This window comes from Serratia sp. CY56464 (assembly GCF_052168435.1).
Classification (GTDB): domain Bacteria; phylum Pseudomonadota; class Gammaproteobacteria; order Enterobacterales; family Enterobacteriaceae; genus Serratia; species Serratia marcescens.
The window spans coordinates 361,246-378,797 of sequence record NZ_JBJNMV010000002.1 but is presented as its reverse complement, the minus strand read 5'-3'; the positions used below and the strand labels follow the sequence as shown (position 1 = coordinate 378,797).

The following is a 17,552-nucleotide window of genomic DNA, read 5'->3' as shown; positions in this document are numbered from 1 at the left end:
TGATTATTTGGCGTTAGAACGGTAAGTCTCAATCAGTTCGATAAAGTGATCGAACAGCGGCGCAGCGTCGTGCGGGCCTGGGCTGGCTTCCGGGTGGCCCTGGAAGCTGAACGCCGCCTTGTCGGTGCGGTGAATGCCCTGCACCGTATGGTCGAACAGCGATTTGTGCGTCACGCGCAGGTTCGCCGGCAGGTTGTTTTCATCTACCGCAAAGCCGTGGTTCTGCGCGGTGATCATCACGGTGTTGTTGTCCAGATCCTTCACCGGGTGGTTGCCGCCGTGGTGGCCGAGCTTCATCTTCATGGTTTTCGCCCCGCTGGCCAGCGCCAGCAGCTGATGGCCCAGGCAGATGCCGAACACCGGAATGTCGGTTTCCAGGAACTGTTTGATGGCGGTGATGGCGTAGTCGCACGGCTCCGGGTCGCCCGGGCCGTTGGACAGGAAGATGCCGTCCGGATTCATTTTCAGCACGTCGTCGGCCGGGGTCTGCGCCGGCACCACGGTCAGGCGACAGCCGCGATCCACCAGCATGCGCAGGATGTTGCGCTTGGCGCCGTAGTCGTAAGCCACCACGTGGAATGGCAGTTCCGCGGCGGTTTTGGCTTCGGGCAGGTCGCCTTCAAGCGTCCAGCTGCCTTGCTGCCAGCTGTAGGCCTCTTGGGTGGTGACCTCTTTCGCCAGATCCATCCCCTTCAACCCCGGGAAACCTTGCGCCTTGGCCAGGGCCAGCGCGGCGTCCGGCGAATCGGCGGCGATGATGCAGCCGTTCTGGGCACCCTTCTCGCGCAGCAGGCGGGTCAATTTGCGGGTATCGATATCGGCGATCGCCACGATGTTGTGACGCTTGAGGTAGTCGGACAGGCTTTCTTCGTTGCGGTAGTTGCTGGCGATCAGCGGGAGGTCGCGAATGACGAGGCCTTGGGCGTGTACTGCGGAGGATTCTTCGTCGGAAGCATTGGTGCCGACATTGCCGATATGAGGATAAGTAAGAGTAACGATCTGGCGGGAATAGGAAGGATCAGTGAGGATTTCTTGATAACCGGTCATCGACGTATTGAAGACCACTTCCCCCACTGCCGTTCCCTCTGCCCCGATGGCCCGACCGTGGAATTGGGTTCCGTCTTCCAGAACCAATAGCGCTGACTTTATCAAAACACCCTCCAAGGAATAATCAATCACAATATTTGCATATTAATTCAGATATCGCGATCTAAATCAATGCAAAAACCGTCCGCGAGGCCAATTTTTGGCAAATTGGGCGCATTTTAATGATGAGTGCCTGGCTTGTCTACCCAAACTGCCGTTTTTTGTTTTATTTTTGCAGTTCTCGGCGCGCATGCGGCTTGAGCGCCGATAAAAACACAGAAAACCGGGGCTGGAAAACGGTTGCGGGGAAGAATGATGGAAAACGGCGCCGGAATGGGACAAAAAAGACGCTAAAAAAGCCGAGGGTGGAAAAAAAGGAGATGATTAGCAAAGTAAATATAGATAAATAACATCTTTGGCAATGAAACAAAGCCAACATGATATTTATCATGTTAAAAAAAAGGACAATAAAATTATTGCCCGATTATCATAGCATTATGACCAATACAACCACATCACGATGGTATGCAAATCAATTATAACTGGTCCAAATTCAATACGTCTCGCATATCAAACAAACCTTTATCCCGGTTATGCAGCCAGGCCGCCGCGCGTACCGCGCCGCTGGCGAAAGTCATGCGGCTGGAGGCCTTATGGGTGATTTCCACCCGTTCACCGATGTCGGCGAACATCGCGGTGTGCTCGCCGACGATGTCGCCGGCGCGAATGGTGGCAAAGCCGATGCTTTTCGGATCGCGTTCGCCGGTATGGCCTTCGCGCGCATAGACCGCACAGTTTTTCAGATCGCGCCCCAGCGCGCCGGCGATCGCTTCGCCCATGGCCAACGCCGTGCCCGACGGCGCATCCACTTTGTGGCGGTGGTGCGCCTCAACGATTTCGATGTCGGTGTAGTCGCCCATCACCTGCGCGGCCTTCTCCAGCAGTTTCAGCACCAGGTTGACGCCGACGCTGAAGTTGGCGGCGAACACGATGCCGATGTGCTGCGCCGCAGCGCGGATCGCCTGCTTGCCGGCGTCATCGAAGCCGGTGGTGCCAATCACCATCGCCTTGTGGTGCGCCACGCAAAAATCCAGGTAGCTCCGGGTGCTTTCCGGGCGGGTGAAGTCGATCAAAATGTCGAACTCGCTCGCCACTTTCTCCAGGCTGTCGCTTACCTTAACGCCCAGCGCGCCAATGCCCGCCAGCTCGCCGGCGTCGACGCCGATCAGGCTTGAACCCGGGCGCGACAGCGCCGCGCCCAACACCACGCCTTCCGCCTGCTGCACCGCCTGGATCAACTGACGGCCCATCCGGCCGCCGGCGCCCGCAATCGCAATGCGGATTTGTGAATCACTCATGCTTGCTCTCTTCTTGATTTGACGCCTATCCCATTAGGCTATCGATTCAGGGTAACTGCCCCGCTTCAGCGTCGCCAGAGGATTCATTTCATAATTAGAAAATTATGATATTCCCCCGCTTTTATCAGCGGCGCTGTCGTGAGATTAACATTCAACCGATTTGGCGGCCTGCGACGATTGTACATAATCATGCAGTTTCCATGACAAAAAAATGCAGAAAAAAGGCGCCGAAAACGGCGCCTGGGGAAAGGATCACAGCGTGGTCAGGCGGTAATGGCGGCCACTTCGTTGGCGATCGCCGTCAGCGCATCGTGGCGGGCATAGTCCTCACGCACCAGCGCTGCGCGTTGTCGATAGATCGGCTGCTGCAGAATGCGCGTCGCCGCCGCCAGGATCTGTTCAGGGCTCGGCGTGCTGGTGTGCAGGCTGATGCCGCAGCCGGCGGCGACCACGCGCGCGGCCGCCTCCAGTTTGTCTTCGCCCGTGCCAGCGACGATCAGCGGCACGCCGCTGTTCAGCGCATAGTTGATCGAACCGTAACCGCCATTGGTGATCAGCAGCGCCGTCTCCGGCAGCCAGCGTTCGAAGGAGATGAACTCGCGCACTCTGGCATTGCCCGGCAGCGCGTCCATCAGGCCTTCCGTCGCCCGCCCGCCGGTGGTGGCCAACACCCGCACCGGCAGATGCGCCAGCGCTTGCAGCGTCGGCACGATCAGCTGATGCAGATCGACATTGGCCAGCGTGCCCTGAGACACGATCACCAGCGGCCGATCATCGTTTGCCTCCCACAGCGTTTCTTCCGCCGCCGGCTGGCCGCCGCTGCGCAGCGGGCCGACGAAGCGCACGCCGCTCGGCAGATCGTCACGCTCATATTCCAGCGCCGTGGTGGCCAACTGCAGGAAACGCTCGCAGCCGCCGATCAGCGCGTCGGTGAACGGGCGATTCAGCGGCCGCCCGCCCGCCTGCACCAGCGCGGCATCAAAGCTTTGCTGCACCTCATCAAGCAACACCCGCGTTTCTTCATCCACCAACTGCTCACGGGTCAGCGTCCGCGGCAGCAGCGCCGGCGGGATGCGCGGGCCATAGAAAATGGCGTCGCGCGAAGAATACGACAGCGGCGTGACGCCGATCCCGAAGACCGGCGGCCGTTCGGCGGACTGCAGCAGCGGCAGCACGCCGTAGAAGCAGTTCTCCACCATCAGCAGATCGGTCTTTTCGGCGGCGATGGCCGCACGCAGCTGACGATCCAACAGTGGGATCGGCGCGGCGAAGAAATCTTTCAGCGCCAGCGCCATCTGCGCGTTGCCCGGCGGCAGCGCGGCGCGCTCGGGGAAATGCGCCTCCAGGTGGCGATAGTCGAAGTCCACCTGCGCGTCGAACGGCACGAAGCTCGCCCCAGCCGCTTCGGCGCGTTCGCGGAACAGCGCGCCGGTCATCACCCGCACCTGATGCCCTTGGGCGATCAGGTGGCGAGCGATGGCTAACATCGGGTAGACGTGTCCCGGAGTGGCGACCGCCGCCATCAGTATCCTTGCCATAATGCTCCTTTTAAGCTTCTGCGTTGGCCGGCTTCAGCGCCAGATTGGCGCACACCGGATTGCTTTGAATATGCACGCGCTGCAAATGACGCGCGGAACGGGCGGTAAAGCCCTCGCGGCCGTGCAGCAGCGAGAAGTTGTCCGCCACCACCACGTCGCCCTGTTGCCACTGATGGGCATAATAGTGACGCGGATCGTACAGATGCTGCTGCAGAGTGTGGTGGAACTGTTCCTGCTGTTGTTCCGGCACACCGTGATATTCCAGCGCATGTTGATTGAGGAATTTTTTCCCTTCCGTCGGCGGTTCATTGTAGCGCATGATCAATCCTCTGCCGTTCGGGTGCTGCACCACCAGCGGCGAACAGACTTCACCGCCGTAATGCACCACCTGCTTGATGCGGTAGGTGATCGAGACCGACAGCCACTGATCCAGCAACGCTTCGTCCGCATTGGCCAGCAGCCGCGTGGTATCGACGAAGGTAGTGCACCCGCCTTCGTCCGGCGACGGCGCCGCCACGCAGTGGAACAGCTGGAATTCGGGAATAGTCGGCTTATACATGCCATCCCAATGCAGCGGGACGTAGCTGCTGTCGAAAATATGATCCTTGGCGTCCGGATGTTCCTTCACGTCCAGCACCGCGCCGAACGGCCACATCATGATCTCGCCCCACTGCTCGGCGTAGCGCGTCAGAACCTCTCCATCGCTGAAACCGGAGTCGAATCCGCGCAGCACCAGCAAGTGATGTTCCTGCGCCAGCGCCCGCAGCGCTGCCACCGGCAGTTCGCCGATCTTTTGCCCCGGATGCTGCGGCGTCAGGATCGCGCCAAACGGGGTATTCGGTTGAATATGGCAATTAAGCGGTTGGTTATTCATCGGTGATTCTCCTTGCATCGAATGTGCTGCTCACACGGCAACGTGCCGTCAAAAACGCGTCCGCCAGGATTTCGGGCGCAAAAGCCTGCAGCGGCCTCAGGCCATCTGCGGTTGTTCGATCAGGTAATGGCTCGGCGTGCCGCGGATCGCCACCAATTCGCCGTCCAGGCTCTGCGCGTCTTTACGCTTCATCAGCACGAACTGGCCGTTCACGTTGGCTGCCACGCCATGCCACGGCGTCAGCCAGTCGTCTTTGGTCGGCATCATGTGGATGCCCATTTTCAGGCTGTCGACCGGCTGCGGGTGAATCGACAGGCGGATCGCCGCCGGGAAATGCTGCGCCAGCAGATTGCCCCAGGCCCAGCTGCGCTGGATCACTCCGCAGGCGCGCTGTTTGGCGTCTTTCTGCAGCGCGGCGTTGGAACCGCTGTAGCCCGGCAGTTGGCTGTCTTCATACAGGAAGCGCGTGATGGCGCGGTACAGCAAGAGGCCCTGTTCGTCCTGCATCAACTGCTGTTTGATCGCCTCTTCCGATTCGGCATAGCCCTCCACCAACAGTTGGCGCAGCAGATCGTAATCATCGGTATGTTCGGCCAGGCCTTTGACGTCGCCGAGGTTGAATACGCTGAGATGCGTCGCGCCCACTTCATGCAGCAGGTTTTCAATTTCGCGCTGATAGCGGTTGATCGCTTCGTCACTGACGCGGATCAGATCGCCGAACACGTGGCCATCGGAGCAGATAACGATATGCGCACCCGGCGGGTAGTAGAGTTGAATGCGCTGGCATAGCGAGTTGAGGAAGATCAGCGACAGCCGCTCCGCCATGTCCGGCACCGCGCCGATCACCTTGTTGGTGTTGGGCGACTTGGTCGGGAAGGCCGGCAGCACGAATTCGATACGTTGCTCGTTTTCGATGAATGCCCGAATGCGCGGCAATTGCACCTGAGTGACCCGCCGTTCTTCTTCAGCGATCGAGGTGTCGTCGCCGGGGAAACGGCGGCGGTATTGCAATAATTCACGTAGGATCTTTAACGATATTTCTTCTTTCTGAGCGCTGTCCACAATGAGCTCCTGTTACGATGTGGTGCGGGAGTATTATTGATAAGCGCAATAAGATTTATCAAAAAGAGAAAAAATCTCTGCAAAATAATAATCAGCCCGTCGTTTATATGCTTCAGGCAATATAGAAGAGATGATGCTATATTATTAGCCCGTATAATTCACAATCTTGGTTAAGTTGTGCTTAACAAACTATGAGCAATATTTTAAAACGCATGGCCATTTTCTCAAAAGTGGTCGATTGCGGCGCATTCAGCATGGCGGCAAAAGAATTGGGCATGACGACCTCCGCCGTCAGCCAACATATTCGCCAGCTGGAGGAGCATCTGGGCATTCAATTACTGTTGCGATCGACGCGTTCATTGAGTCTGACCGAAGCAGGATTGTGTTTTTATGAAGATTGCCTGCTGATGATCCACGCTGCCGAACGTGGCCAACAACGGATCGCCGCGCTGCGTGGAGAGCTGGTCGGCGAACTGCGCGTCGCCACCTCCACCGAATTCGCCACTCACTATCTGGTGCCGGCGTTGCAAAGCTTTCTCGACGAGCATCCTCGGCTCACGCTGCGGCTGGAGATCCACGATGAGAAGATAGACCTGATCGCGCAACGCATCGATCTGGCGATACGCGGCGGCGTGCTGGCCGATTCCAGCTACGTTTCCACGCGGTTGGCCCGCTGCCGCGAAGTGTTGTGCGCCTCACCGGCCTACCTGGCACACCACGGCGTGCCGGATTCGCCGCAGGCGCTGACCCATCACCATTGGGTCACCTTTACGCCGCTCGGCAACCCACAGTTTGTCCGTCTTATCCATCGCAACGGCGATGAACACCGCATGCGCATGACCGGGCGTTTGTTCACCAACAGCGGTATGGCGATGAAGGAGTTGGCGTTGACCGGCAAGGGTATCATTCGCAATTTCTTCGCCAATGTTGAACGTGAATTGCGCAGCGGTGAGCTGATTGAAATATTGCCCGATTGGCGCTTACCGGAAATTAATTGCTACGCCATTATGCCACGTAGGGAGATCCAGCCATTAAAAGTCAGACGGTTGCTGGAACATATGAAACTCTATTTGCAGGAGAAGGGATTAACCGCCGTAGAACATATTCGGCAGGAATAAAATAAGAAACATCTGCAACATCCATTATTGTAATTATTGTAATCACTTTGCCAACACCGGGCCTATTTAGATTGCAGCCTAATGATATTCTTATTAATGACTTTTCGCCAGCCTATATAATTAACCACACCGACGTTATTTCAAATACTCAGAATAAATTTGACTTTAGTTAGCAGAAAATTTGAATATGCATGGAGTGTTATTTTTTACGCGGTTCGCTTTCCCAAAAAAAACGGGAAGCCTAAGCCCCCCGTTGTCATTCACTCACGCACATCAGTCAATCTGACGGACGTCCACGCGCAGCTCTTTCGGCACTTCGAACACGATGTTCTCTTCGCGCCCGCTGATTTCATGCACGTCCAGGCCGCCCAGCGCTTTCAGGCGGGAGATCACCTCCTGCACCAGCACGTCCGGTGCCGAGGCGCCGGCGGTAACGCCGATATTGCGCGCTTCGCTCAGCCAGCTTTCCTGAATATCCGCCGCCGAATCGATCAGATAAGCCGGTTTGCCGACGCGCTGCGCCAGTTCCGCCAGACGGTTGGAATTGGAGGAGTTCTTCGACCCCACCACCAGCACCACGTCCGCATCGCCGGCCAGGTTGCGCACCGCTTCCTGACGGTTGGTGGTGGCGTAGCAAATGTCATCCTTACGTGGCCCGATAATATTCGGGAAACGCTGACGCAACGCGTCGATCACGTCCGAGGTATCATCCACCGACAGCGTAGTCTGCGTCATGAAGCACAGGTTGTTTTCGTCTTTCACCCGCAGCTTCCACACGTCTTCCGGCGACTCGACCAGGTACATGCCGCCCTGTGGGTTGCTATACTGGCCCATGGTGCCTTCCACCTCCGGATGCCCGGCATGGCCGATCAGGATCGCTTCGGTGCCGCGGCGGCTGGCGCGCGCCACTTCCATATGCACCTTGGTCACCAGCGGACAGGTGGCGTCGAACAGCATGGTCAGATCGCGCGCCTTGGCTTCGGCGCGCACCGCCTGAGAAACGCCGTGCGCCGAGAAGATCAGGATAGAGCCGTCCGGCACTTCGGCGATCTCTTCGATAAACACCGCGCCGCGCTCACGCAGGCTGTCGACCACGTAGCGGTTGTGCACCACTTCATGTCGCACGTAGATCGGCGCACCGTACAGCTCCAGCGCACGTTCCACGATGCTGATCGCACGATCAACCCCGGCGCAGAAGCCGCGCGGGTTAGCCAGCAATATTTGCATGCGTCTCCTCCTGCTGCGGATCGATCTCCAGCACTTCGATGTCGAAGGTCACCGGATGGCCCGCCAGCGGATGGTTGAAATCGACGGTGATTGAATCCTCCGCCACCGCGCGCACCACGCCCGGCATTTCGCTGCCGTCGATGGCGGTAAACAGCATGATGGTGCCCACGTCCGGCACGCCGGTTTCCGCGAAGTCGCGGCGCGAGAAGAACTGGACCAGATCCGGGTTCTCCGCGCCGAACGCCGCTTCCGGCTGCAGGGTAAAGGCGCGCTTGTCGCCCGCGCGCAGGCCGAGCAGTTGCTCTTCCAGCGGCGCCGACAGGCTGCCGTCACCCAGGCGGAACAGCGCCGGTTTGCCGCTGCTGCGGGTGGATTCGGCGGTCGAACCGTCTTCCAGTTTCAGCGTGAAGTGAACCAGCACCGCGCTGTCACTGATAACCTGAGCCGTCATATTACTCACCTTTACTCTTTGCGTCTTTGTTCGCCGGCGACAAGAAACCTTCCAGCACGATCATCGCCGCGCCCACGCAGATAAAGCTGTCCGCCAGATTGAAGGTCGGGTAGTGCCAATCACCGACGTAGAAGTCGATGAAATCGACCACAAAACCGTGCCACAGGCGATCGAACAGGTTGCCCAGCGCCCCGCCGATAATAAAGGCGTAGGCGATGTTGTTCAGCTTCTGCTGTGCCGCGCTGCGGTACATCATCACCAGCAGCACCGCGACGATGGCGATGGCGATGCCGGCGAAGAACCAGCGCTGCCAACCGCCGTGATCGGCCAGGAAGCTGAACGCGGCGCCGTAGTTGCGCGCGTAAAACAGGTTGAACGACGGGATCAACGGCTGGGACTGGCCCAGCGTAAAGTTAGCGAGGATCCACTGCTTGCTGCCGAAATCCAGCGCCAACACCGCCACTACAACCCACAGCCAACGCAGGCCGGTCGAACAAATTGGTTTACTCATCAGGCGCGAGTTCTCAGGCAAAGTTACGCTTCTCGCCGTCACCGGCGACGTTGCTCACACAGCGGCCGCAGATGTCTGCGTGCTCCGCCACCAGACCGATATCGGTGGTGTAATGCCAGCAGCGCGGGCACTTCTCACCTGGCGCCGTGCTGAAGGCGATCTTCAGCCCTTTCAGCAGCTCGGAAGCCTGCGCGTCGGCCGGCGCATCCGCCAAAGGCGCAACGCTTGCCGCAGAGGTCAGCAGCACAAAGCGCAGCTCATCCTGCAGGCTGTTCAGACGCGCCGCCAACTCGCTGTCGGCATACAGCGTCACCGCCGCTTCCAGCGAACCGCCGAGGCGTTTGTCGGCACGCGCCTGCTCCAGCACTTTGTTCACTTCGCCGCGCACTTTCAGCAGCTCAGCCCAGAAAGCGTCGTTCATCGACTCGCCTTCCGCCAGCCCGAACAGGCCGTCGTACCACTCTTCAGTGAACACGTACTGCGCGCGTTTGCCCGGCATGAAGCCCCAGATCTCGTCTGCGGTGAACGACATGATCGGCACCATCCAGCGCACCAGCGCTTCGACGATGTGATACAGCGCGGTCTGGCAGCTGCGGCGGGCGACGCTGTCGCTCTTCGCGGTGTACTGACGATCCTTGATGATATCCAGGTAGAAGGAGCCCATCTCGACCGAACAGAACTGCATCAGGCGCTGCACCACTTCGTGGAAATCGTAGTTGGCGTAAGCCTGCTCGATATCCCGCTGCGCCGCCAGCGCGCGGCCGACCGCCCAGCGATCCAGCACCACCATGTCTTCCGGCGCCACGCAATCGGTGCTCGGCTCGAACCCGTTCAGGTTGGCCAGCAGGAAGCGCGCGGTGTTGCGGATGCGGCGATAAGAGTCGGCGGAGCGCTTGAGGATCTCATCGGACACCGCGATCTCGCCGGTGTAATCGGTCGACGCCACCCACAGACGCAGAATGTCGCCGCCCAGCTTGTTCATCACGTCCTGCGGGCTGACAGTGTTGCCGATCGATTTGGACATCTTGCGGCCCTGACCGTCGACGGTGAAGCCGTGGGTCAGCACTTCCTTGTACGGCGCCTTGCCCTTCATCGCGGTGGAAATCATCAGCGATGACATGAACCAGCCGCGGTGTTGGTCGGAGCCTTCCAGATACATGTCGGCGCCGTGGCCGTTGAATTCAGGACGCACGTCGACAACCGAGGCGTGGGTGGAACCGGAATCGAACCACACGTCCAGCGTATCCGGCACTTTCACGTAGTCGGCGGCTTCCGCGCCGAGGATGTCGGCCGCGTCCAGATCCCACCAGGCCTGAATGCCGTCTTGCTCGACGCGTTTGGCCACTTCTTCCATCAGCTCAACGCTGCGCGGGTGCAGCTGCTCGGTCTCTTTATGCACGAACAGCGACATCGGCACGCCCCAGGTGCGCTGACGCGAGATGCACCAGTCCGGACGGTTGGCGACCATCATTTCGATGCGCGCCTGACCCCAATCCGGGATCCACTGCACGCCCTTGATCTCTTCCAGCGACTGCTGACGCAGGCCTTTCTGATCCATGCTGATGAACCATTGCGGCGTAGCGCGGAAGATGATCGGCGTCTTGTGGCGCCAGCAGCACGGATAGCTGTGCAGGAACTTCTCGACGTGCAGCAGCGCGCCTTTGTCACGCAGCAGATCGACGATCAGATCGTTGGCCTTGAAGACGAACTTGCCGTCCAGCAGCGGGTAGGTGCCGGTCAGGTAGCAGCCGTTCGGCCCTACCGGATTGGCCACTTCCAGGCCGTATTTCTGGCCGATCACGAAGTCGTCCGGGCCGTGGCCTGGCGCGGTATGCACCGCACCGGTACCGGCGTCCAGCGTCACGTGCTCGCCGAGGATCGCCGGCACGTCGAAGTCCATGAACGGGTGTTTGAAGCGCAGCAGCTCCAGATCGGCGCCTTTGCAGCTGCCCAGCACGGTCCACTCGGTGATGCCGGCGCGCTTCATCACGCTTTCCACCAGTTCAGCCGCCAGGATCAGGCACTGGCCGTCAACCTGCACCAACTGATAGGTGAAGTCCGGGTGCAGCGAGATCGCGCGGTTGGCCGGCAAGGTCCACGGGGTGGTGGTCCAGATAACCAGGGAGATGGCGCCGCTGAAGTGGCTCACGCCGAACTTGGCCGCCACGGCAGCCGCGTCGGCCGCATGGAAGCTCACGTCGATCGACGGCGAAGTTTTGTCGTAGTACTCCACTTCCGCTTCCGCCAGCGACGAGCCGCAGTCGGTGCACCAGTGAACCGGCTTGGCGCCTTTCAGCAGGTGGCCGTTGCTGATGATCTTGCCCAGCGCGCGGATGATGTTGGCTTCGGTTTTGAAGTCCATCGTCAGGTACGGACGATCCCAATCGCCCAACACGCCCAGGCGGATGAAGTCCTTCTTCTGGCCTTCAACCTGCTCGGCCGCGTACTCGCGGCACTTCTGGCGGAACTCGGCCGCCGTCAGCTTCTCGCCCGGCTTGCCGTACAGTTGCTCAACCTTCAGTTCGATCGGCAGGCCGTGGCAATCCCAACCCGGCACATAAGGCGAGTCGAAGCCGGCCATCCCTTTCGACTTGATGATAATGTCTTTGAGAATCTTGTTAACCGAGTGACCAATGTGAATGCTGCCGTTCGCATACGGAGGCCCGTCATGCAAAATGAAGGTTTTTTTGCCCTTTTTGGCAGTACGAATAATCCCGTACAGATCCTGTTCATACCAACGTTGCAGCATGCCAGGTTCGCGCTTGGCGAGATCGCCGCGCATCGGGAACCCTGTTTCCGGCAAGTTCAGGGTATTCTTGTAGTCACTCATGAGATTCTCGTTTCCGTTTTCGGCTATTTACCCGTCACACTTCAAGCTGCATCTTTGTCGGCCGCCCTTTCTCACCCGAATCACTTGCCTGTGCAAGCTCATCGGGGTTCGCGCGGTTGCCGCCGCGATGCAACTCGAATTGTTTAGGGTAAACGATTAAACCAGTGTTTTTAACCCGAAGAACTTCCGGGCCGTCACCACATCATTGGCGATTTGCTGCTTCAGGGCATCCAGCGAAGCAAACCGCTGTTCATTGCGCAATTTTGCGCGGAGCACCACCTCAATATGGCGCCCGTAAAGATCCATTGTGACATCCAGCAGATGCACTTCCAGCTGCTGGCGCACGCCGGCGACGGTCGGGCGCGTGCCGATATTGGCCACGCCCGGCAGCGGCTTCGGCCCCAGGCCATACACTTCCACCGCATACACTCCTTTCACCGGCGCCACCAGACGCTTGAGCGGCAGATTGGCGGTCGGGAAGCCGATGGTGCGCCCCAGCTCGTCGCCGTGCACCACGCGCCCGGAAATGCTGTACGGGTGGCCCAGCAGGGTCTCCGCCAACGGCAGATCGTCCTCGCTCAGCGCGGTGCGGATCGCGGTGCTGCTGATGCGCCGCTCGCCTTCGCGGAAGGTCGGGGTGCTGACCACGTCGAAGCCGTACTCTTTTCCGGCCTGCTGCAATAGCGGAAAATCACCCTGACGCCCGGCGCCAAAGCGAAAATCATCCCCCACCATCAGGAATTTGACGCCCAGTTTTTCCACCAGCAGCTCGGCGACGAACGCCTGCGCGGTGTTGGCGGCGAAACGCGGATCGAACTTGACGCACAGCAGGTAATCGACGCCCGCCTGCGCCAGATAGTTGGCCTTGTCGCGCAAGCGCGTCAAGCGGGCCGGCGCCTTGTCTGCGGCGAACATCTCCAGCGGCTGCGGCTCAAAGATCATGACCATCACCGGCAGCCCGAGGCGTTGCCCTTGTTGCTTCAACTGCTCCAGCAGCGCCTGATGACCGCGGTGTACGCCGTCAAAGTTGCCGATGGTGAGCACGCAACCATGGTGGCGCGCCCGGATATTGTGAATGCCGCGAATTAGCTCCATAGCTGGCTCAAAACAGTGGAAATCGGCGGATTATACCTTGTACAGCCGGTAAGGTTAACCCGCGATTGGTGCCTTTATGTAATAGACATACCATACCGGAGATAATCTGCGCGTGAAACGGCTTCGCCGCAGTTTATCCGGCGCTGCCGGGGCGATTCTCGACCGCGGCCAACGGCTTGCGCCCGCCGCGGCAAAACATTGGCGAATTTTCTCGCGAAACACTGTATTCCCAAGAGCGAAGCTGGTAAAATCCTGCGCCATCACAACGTAGCGAGTGCCGCCTGTACAAACGGCGCTTATTTGCACAAATCCATTGACAAACGAAGGCTAAAAGGGCATATTCCTCGGCCTTTGAATTGTCCTCAATAGAATATATTTGGGAGTTGGACCTTGGCTAATATCAAATCAGCTAAGAAACGCGCCGTACAGTCTGAGAAACGCCGCAAGCATAACGCAAGCCGTCGCTCAATGGTGCGTACCTTCATCAAGAAGGTAGACGCAGCTATCGCAGCTGGCGACAAAGAAGCAGCACAAAATGCATTCCTGGTAATGCAACCACTGGTGGACCGTCAGGCAGCTAAAGGCCTGATCCACAAAAACAAAGCAGCGCGTCATAAGTCAAACCTGACTGCACGCATCAACGCAATGCAATAAGCATTTCGTTATCTGCTTGATAAAAAAACCGGCTCAGGCCGGTTTTTTTACGTCCTGCGTTCAGTGAACCGCTAGCAGGAAAACAGCGCCGAGAAGTCTTTGTTGCAGACGCGCTGCACCGCCGGATGCTGGATCATGCGCTCGGCGAAGATGATGTAATACTCCTCCTGCACGCTGTCGATACGCCCAATCTCCACCACGTTGTCATCGTTGTAGGTATCCTGCGCATACAGCGTCGGCGCCACGAAGATCGCATTGTGGTACATGCCGAAGGCCTTCATCAGCGCCGCATCGTCGAACTCGCCCAGAATTTCCACCTGAATGCCCTGCGTATTGAACCAGTTGAGCAGCTTGCGCCCCAGCATCGAACGGCGGCCGGGGATCAGCAGCTTGCGCTGCTCCAGACAAGCCGGGAACGGCAGGTCCGGCGCCGGTTGGCGACAGAAAAAGCTGATGCCGCACTCGCCCAGCTTCAGCGAGAACAGCCCTTCCTGCTGGCTGGAGTCCACCGGGCAATCCGAGAGGATCATATCCAGCTTGTGCTGGCTAAGTTGCTCCAGCAGCATTTCGTGCGTCGATTCAAAGCAACGCAGGTGGATCTGCTCGTTGTCCACCACCACCGCCGTTTCCAATACCTGGCTGACCAGCCGCTTCGACAGCGCATCCGCTACGCCGACGTCGAACAGCAGGTTGGACTCTTTGCGGTAGTTGACGATATCCAGCATTTCCTGGCTGAGCATAAACATCTTGTCGGCATAGCGGAACACCAACTGCCCCAGCTCCGAAGGCACCAACCCGCGCCCCTGGCGTTTGAATAGCTTGCCGTCCAACCGCTCTTCCAGCGCTTTGATCTGGCCGGTAATGGTCTGCGGCGTCAGAAACAACGCTTCGGCGGCACCGACCACGGAACCGGCCTTGCAGACCTGCCAGAAATAGTAAAGGTGATTAAAGTTGATATGCGACATCCTCACGAGCGGCTCTCCTTAACAACGTTTCGCAGCGGCAAACGGTGTGCCGTGACGAGCGACAAACTTCCTTTCCCTGCTTCAGACAACGTATAACCCCATTAGTCCCAGCGAAGAACGGCCGAAGCTGCACATATTTTATACCGTACAGCTCCGACCAGCCATTTTATTATGTGCCCTAACCGGGCACATTCAGGATTAACGCACGCGCGGCAACGCCAGACGCAGCAATCCATACCCTACCACCGCCGCAGTGGTGGAGCCCAACAGGATCCCCAGGCGGGAATAGGTGCTGAGCGCCGCATCTGCATCGCCAAACGCCAGCGAGGCGATAAAAATCGACATGGTGAAACCAATGCCGCAGAGCACCGAAACGGCAAACACCTGTTTGAAGCCGATGCCTTCAGGCAAACGGGCGATGCCCATTTTCACCGCCAGCAGGCTGAAGAGGAAAATCCCCAGCGGCTTGCCGATAAACAGCCCAGCCGCAATCCCGACCGGCAGCAGCGACGTTAACCCTTCCAGCGATACGCCCTGCAAAGAGACCCCGGCGTTGGCGAAAGCGAACAGCGGCAGGATCATAAACGCGACCCAAGGGTGCAACTCATGCTCCAGCGTTTCCGACGGCGATGGCCCCTTTTTGACGTTCAACGGGATCATAAAGCCGACGATCACCCCGGCCAGCGTCGCATGCACCCCGGACTTGAGGATCGCCACCCACAACACCAGGCCAACCATCATGTATAACGAGGTCTTGCCCACGCCGCGCCAGTTCATCACCGCCAGCAGCGCCGTCGCCGCCGCCGCCACGCCCAGCGCCACCATCGACACTTCGTGGGTGTAGAACAGTGCGATGATGATAATCACGCCCAGGTCGTCGATGATCGCCAACGCCAGCAGGAACACTTTCAGGCTGGTCGGCACGCGGTTGCCCAGCAGCGCCATTACGCCAAGCGCGAAGGCGATATCGGTCGCGGCCGGGATCGCCCAACCCTGGCGGGTGACGTCATCCGCGCCGTTGAACAGCAGGTAAATCAGCGCCGGCGCCAGCATGCCGCCCAGCGCGGCGATCGCCGGAAACACCGCCTTGTCGCGCCCGGACAGCGAGCCTTGCATCAGCTCGCGCTTGACCTCCAGCCCCACCACCAGGAAGAAGATGGCCATCAGGCCGTCGTTGATCCACAGCAGCAGCGGCTTGGCGATCTCCAGCGAAGCAATCTTCACCATCACCGGCAGGTTAAGGAATGCCTGATAGATCCCCTGCGCCGGGGTGTTGGCCATGATCAGGGCGACGATCGCCGCCGCGATCAGAATGATACCGCCCGCGGCTTCCTGACGTAAAAATTGACGAATGATGTTGGTCACAGTACGTCTCTCCAAATCTGTGCAGGACGTAGCGCCCTGCGAACCACAGTCATGAAGTGAGTATAGAGGGCGTTTTAGTTCGAAAAAATAAGTTTATAAATGCTAAATAGCTCGGAAAAACCGATAAAAAGCACGAATAAGTCACACTTATATTATGGAATTTGCGGTTTGGCGCGCAAATAAAAACCCCGGAACAGAAGCCCGGGGTTCGTACATAAACCAAAAGAAACAGTAGGTTAGCGAGTCAGATCGTCAAAGAACTTTTTCACCCCGTCGAAGAAGCTCTTCGAACGCGGGCTGTTCTTGTCACCGGACGGGCCACCCAGGCTCTCTTCCAGCTCACGCAGCAGCTGCTTCTGCTTGTCGTTCAGATTGACCGGGGTTTCCACCACCACGCGGCACAGCAGGTCGCCCTGGCTGCCGCCGCGCACCGATTTCACGCCCTTGCCGCGCATGCGGAACAGCTTGCCGGTTTGGGTCTCCGAAGGCACCTTCAGTTTCACCCGGCCGTCCAGCGTCGGCACTTCAATCTCGCCGCCCAGCGCCGCCATGGCGAAGTTGATCGGCACTTCACAGTACAGGTTGTTGCCTTCACGCTCGAAGATCGGGTGCGCCTTCACCTGCACCTGAACGTACAGATCGCCCGCCGGTGCGCCGTGTTCGCCGGCTTCACCTTCACCCGCCAGGCGGATGCGGTCGCCGGTATCGACGCCGGCCGGAATTTTCACCGACAGCGTCTTGGATTTTTCTACCCGGCCGTGGCCGTGGCACTTGTTGCACGGATCTTTGATAATCTGACCGCGGCCATGGCAGTGCGGACACGCCTGTTGCACGGTGAAGAAGCCCTGACGCATCTGCACCTGGCCCTGACCGTGACAGGTTGGACAGGTCACCGGCGAGCTGCCCGGTTTGGCGCCGCTGCCGTGGCAGACGTCGCACTCTTCCAGCGTCGGGATGCGGATCTCTTTGGTGACGCCACGTACCGCTTCCTCGAGGGTCAGCTCCATGTTATAGCGCAGATCGGAACCGCGGCTGGCGCGCTGACGGCGGCCTCCGCCGAAGATGTCGCCAAACACGTCGCCAAAGATATCGCTGAAGTCGGCGCCGCCGCCAAAGCCGCCGCCGCCCATGCCGCCCTGTTCAAAGGCCGCGTGCCCATACTGGTCGTAGGCCGCGCGTTTCTGGTCGTCGGTCAGAACTTCGTAAGCTTCTTTAACTTCTTTAAACTTGGTTTCGGCGTCTTGTTCCTGGTTGCGGTCAGGATGGTATTTCATCGCCAGGCGTTTATACGCCTTTTTGATCTCACGTTCATCCGCCGTCTTGCTGACGCCGAGAATCTCGTAATAGTCTTTCTTCGCCATTCTTTCGCTTACCCTTAACATGCGTGCACGGGCGCAGAGTTGCCTCGACGCCCGTGC

Annotated in this window: 15 protein-coding genes; 2 read left to right on the top strand and 13 right to left on the bottom strand. The window is 58.9% G+C overall.

From position 1 onward, the window contains the following. Nucleotides 1-3 precede the first annotated feature (3 nt). The 5 genes from carA to pvcA form a co-directional block, all read right to left on the bottom strand. On the bottom strand, nucleotides 4-1,152 hold the full coding sequence (gene carA, locus ACJ8KE_RS15420) for a glutamine-hydrolyzing carbamoyl-phosphate synthase small subunit (RefSeq protein ID WP_071525950.1): 1,149 nt from the start codon (nucleotides 1,150-1,152) through the stop codon (nucleotides 4-6). Nucleotides 1,153-1,622: 470 nt separating this feature from the next. After that, entirely contained in the window at nucleotides 1,623-2,444 is an 822-nt protein-coding gene (dapB, locus tag ACJ8KE_RS15415; RefSeq protein ID WP_048796020.1) for a 4-hydroxy-tetrahydrodipicolinate reductase, read from the bottom strand. A gap of 263 nt (nucleotides 2,445-2,707) precedes the next feature. After that, entirely contained in the window at nucleotides 2,708-3,967 is a 1,260-nt protein-coding gene (locus tag ACJ8KE_RS15410; RefSeq protein WP_239442147.1) for a glycosyltransferase, read from the bottom strand. A 25-nt stretch (nucleotides 3,968-3,992) separates the two neighbouring features. Further along, nucleotides 3,993-4,856: a TauD/TfdA dioxygenase family protein gene (locus ACJ8KE_RS15405; protein ID WP_016929131.1), complete on the bottom strand. Its 864-nt coding sequence runs from the start codon at nucleotides 4,854-4,856 to the stop codon at nucleotides 3,993-3,995. Between the two features lie 96 nt (nucleotides 4,857-4,952). Next, a complete protein-coding gene (gene pvcA, locus ACJ8KE_RS15400; RefSeq protein WP_079450074.1) occupies nucleotides 4,953-5,918 on the bottom strand; it encodes an L-tyrosine isonitrile synthase in 966 nt (321 codons plus the stop codon). Between the two features lie 191 nt (nucleotides 5,919-6,109). On the opposite strand from pvcA, the gene ACJ8KE_RS15395 reads away from it, so the two are divergent. Beyond that, a complete protein-coding gene (locus tag ACJ8KE_RS15395; RefSeq protein ID WP_028127864.1) occupies nucleotides 6,110-7,036 on the top strand; it encodes a LysR family transcriptional regulator in 927 nt (308 codons plus the stop codon). 273 nt (nucleotides 7,037-7,309) lie between these two features. Here the strand turns inward: ACJ8KE_RS15395 and ispH are convergent, their stop codons facing one another. From ispH to ribF, 5 genes are all read right to left on the bottom strand, one after another. Continuing rightward, nucleotides 7,310-8,263: a 4-hydroxy-3-methylbut-2-enyl diphosphate reductase gene (ispH, locus tag ACJ8KE_RS15390; protein ID WP_261460069.1), complete on the bottom strand. Its 954-nt coding sequence runs from the start codon at nucleotides 8,261-8,263 to the stop codon at nucleotides 7,310-7,312. Further along, nucleotides 8,244-8,714 carry an FKBP-type peptidyl-prolyl cis-trans isomerase gene (gene fkpB, locus ACJ8KE_RS15385; protein WP_016929135.1) on the bottom strand — a complete coding sequence of 157 codons (471 nt, stop codon included), beginning with the start codon at nucleotides 8,712-8,714 and terminating at the stop codon, nucleotides 8,244-8,246. Before fkpB ends, ispH begins: the two co-directional genes overlap by 20 nt. A gap of 1 nt (nucleotide 8,715) precedes the next feature. After that, nucleotides 8,716-9,225: a signal peptidase II gene (gene lspA, locus ACJ8KE_RS15380; RefSeq protein WP_016929136.1), complete on the bottom strand. Its 510-nt coding sequence runs from the start codon at nucleotides 9,223-9,225 to the stop codon at nucleotides 8,716-8,718. Between the two features lie 13 nt (nucleotides 9,226-9,238). Further along, on the bottom strand, nucleotides 9,239-12,055 hold the full coding sequence (gene ileS / locus ACJ8KE_RS15375; protein ID WP_442517304.1) for an isoleucine--tRNA ligase: 2,817 nt from the start codon (nucleotides 12,053-12,055) through the stop codon (nucleotides 9,239-9,241). A gap of 156 nt (nucleotides 12,056-12,211) precedes the next feature. Continuing rightward, complete coding sequence (gene ribF / locus ACJ8KE_RS15370; RefSeq protein WP_016929138.1) at nucleotides 12,212-13,150, bottom strand: bifunctional riboflavin kinase/FAD synthetase; 939 nt, start codon at nucleotides 13,148-13,150, stop codon at nucleotides 12,212-12,214. Nucleotides 13,151-13,540: 390 nt separating this feature from the next. Between ribF and rpsT the strand changes: the two genes are divergently transcribed. Further along, nucleotides 13,541-13,804 carry a 30S ribosomal protein S20 gene (gene rpsT / locus ACJ8KE_RS15365; protein ID WP_004932960.1) on the top strand — a complete coding sequence of 88 codons (264 nt, stop codon included), beginning with the start codon at nucleotides 13,541-13,543 and terminating at the stop codon, nucleotides 13,802-13,804. 71 nt (nucleotides 13,805-13,875) lie between these two features. Here the strand turns inward: rpsT and nhaR are convergent, their stop codons facing one another. The 3 genes from nhaR to dnaJ all read right to left on the bottom strand — a co-directional run bounded on the left by nhaR (nucleotide 13,876) and on the right by dnaJ (nucleotide 17,495). Beyond that, nucleotides 13,876-14,775 (bottom strand): transcriptional activator NhaR, encoded by a 900-nt coding sequence (gene nhaR / locus ACJ8KE_RS15360; RefSeq protein WP_028127865.1) that lies wholly within the window; start codon nucleotides 14,773-14,775, stop codon nucleotides 13,876-13,878. 192 nt (nucleotides 14,776-14,967) lie between these two features. Then, a complete protein-coding gene (gene nhaA / locus ACJ8KE_RS15355) occupies nucleotides 14,968-16,134 on the bottom strand; it encodes a Na+/H+ antiporter NhaA (RefSeq protein WP_033641227.1) in 1,167 nt (388 codons plus the stop codon). 236 nt (nucleotides 16,135-16,370) lie between these two features. Continuing rightward, the gene (gene dnaJ, locus ACJ8KE_RS15350) at nucleotides 16,371-17,495 is read right to left on the bottom strand and encodes a molecular chaperone DnaJ (protein ID WP_004932969.1); all 1,125 of its coding nucleotides are present in this window, start codon (nucleotides 17,493-17,495) and stop codon (nucleotides 16,371-16,373) included. Between the last annotated feature and the right edge of the window lie 57 nt (nucleotides 17,496-17,552).

Coding starts and splice junctions, on each gene's coding strand:
- dapB (WP_048796020.1), bottom strand. CDS start 2,444: ATGAGTGATTCACAAATCCGCATTGCGATTGCGGGCGCCGGCGGCCGG.
- ACJ8KE_RS15410 (WP_239442147.1), bottom strand. CDS start 3,967: ATGGCGGCGGTCGCCACTCCGGGACACGTCTACCCGATGTTAGCCATC.
- ACJ8KE_RS15405 (WP_016929131.1), bottom strand. CDS start 4,856: ATGAATAACCAACCGCTTAATTGCCATATTCAACCGAATACCCCGTTT.
- ACJ8KE_RS15395 (WP_028127864.1), top strand. CDS start 6,110: ATGAGCAATATTTTAAAACGCATGGCCATTTTCTCAAAAGTGGTCGAT.
- ispH (WP_261460069.1), bottom strand. CDS start 8,263: ATGCAAATATTGCTGGCTAACCCGCGCGGCTTCTGCGCCGGGGTTGAT.
- fkpB (WP_016929135.1), bottom strand. CDS start 8,714: ATGACGGCTCAGGTTATCAGTGACAGCGCGGTGCTGGTTCACTTCACG.
- lspA (WP_016929136.1), bottom strand. CDS start 9,225: ATGAGTAAACCAATTTGTTCGACCGGCCTGCGTTGGCTGTGGGTTGTA.
- ileS (WP_442517304.1), bottom strand. CDS start 12,055: ATGAGTGACTACAAGAATACCCTGAACTTGCCGGAAACAGGGTTCCCG.
- ribF (WP_016929138.1), bottom strand. CDS start 13,150: ATGGAGCTAATTCGCGGCATTCACAATATCCGGGCGCGCCACCATGGT.
- dnaJ (WP_004932969.1), bottom strand. CDS start 17,495: ATGGCGAAGAAAGACTATTACGAGATTCTCGGCGTCAGCAAGACGGCG.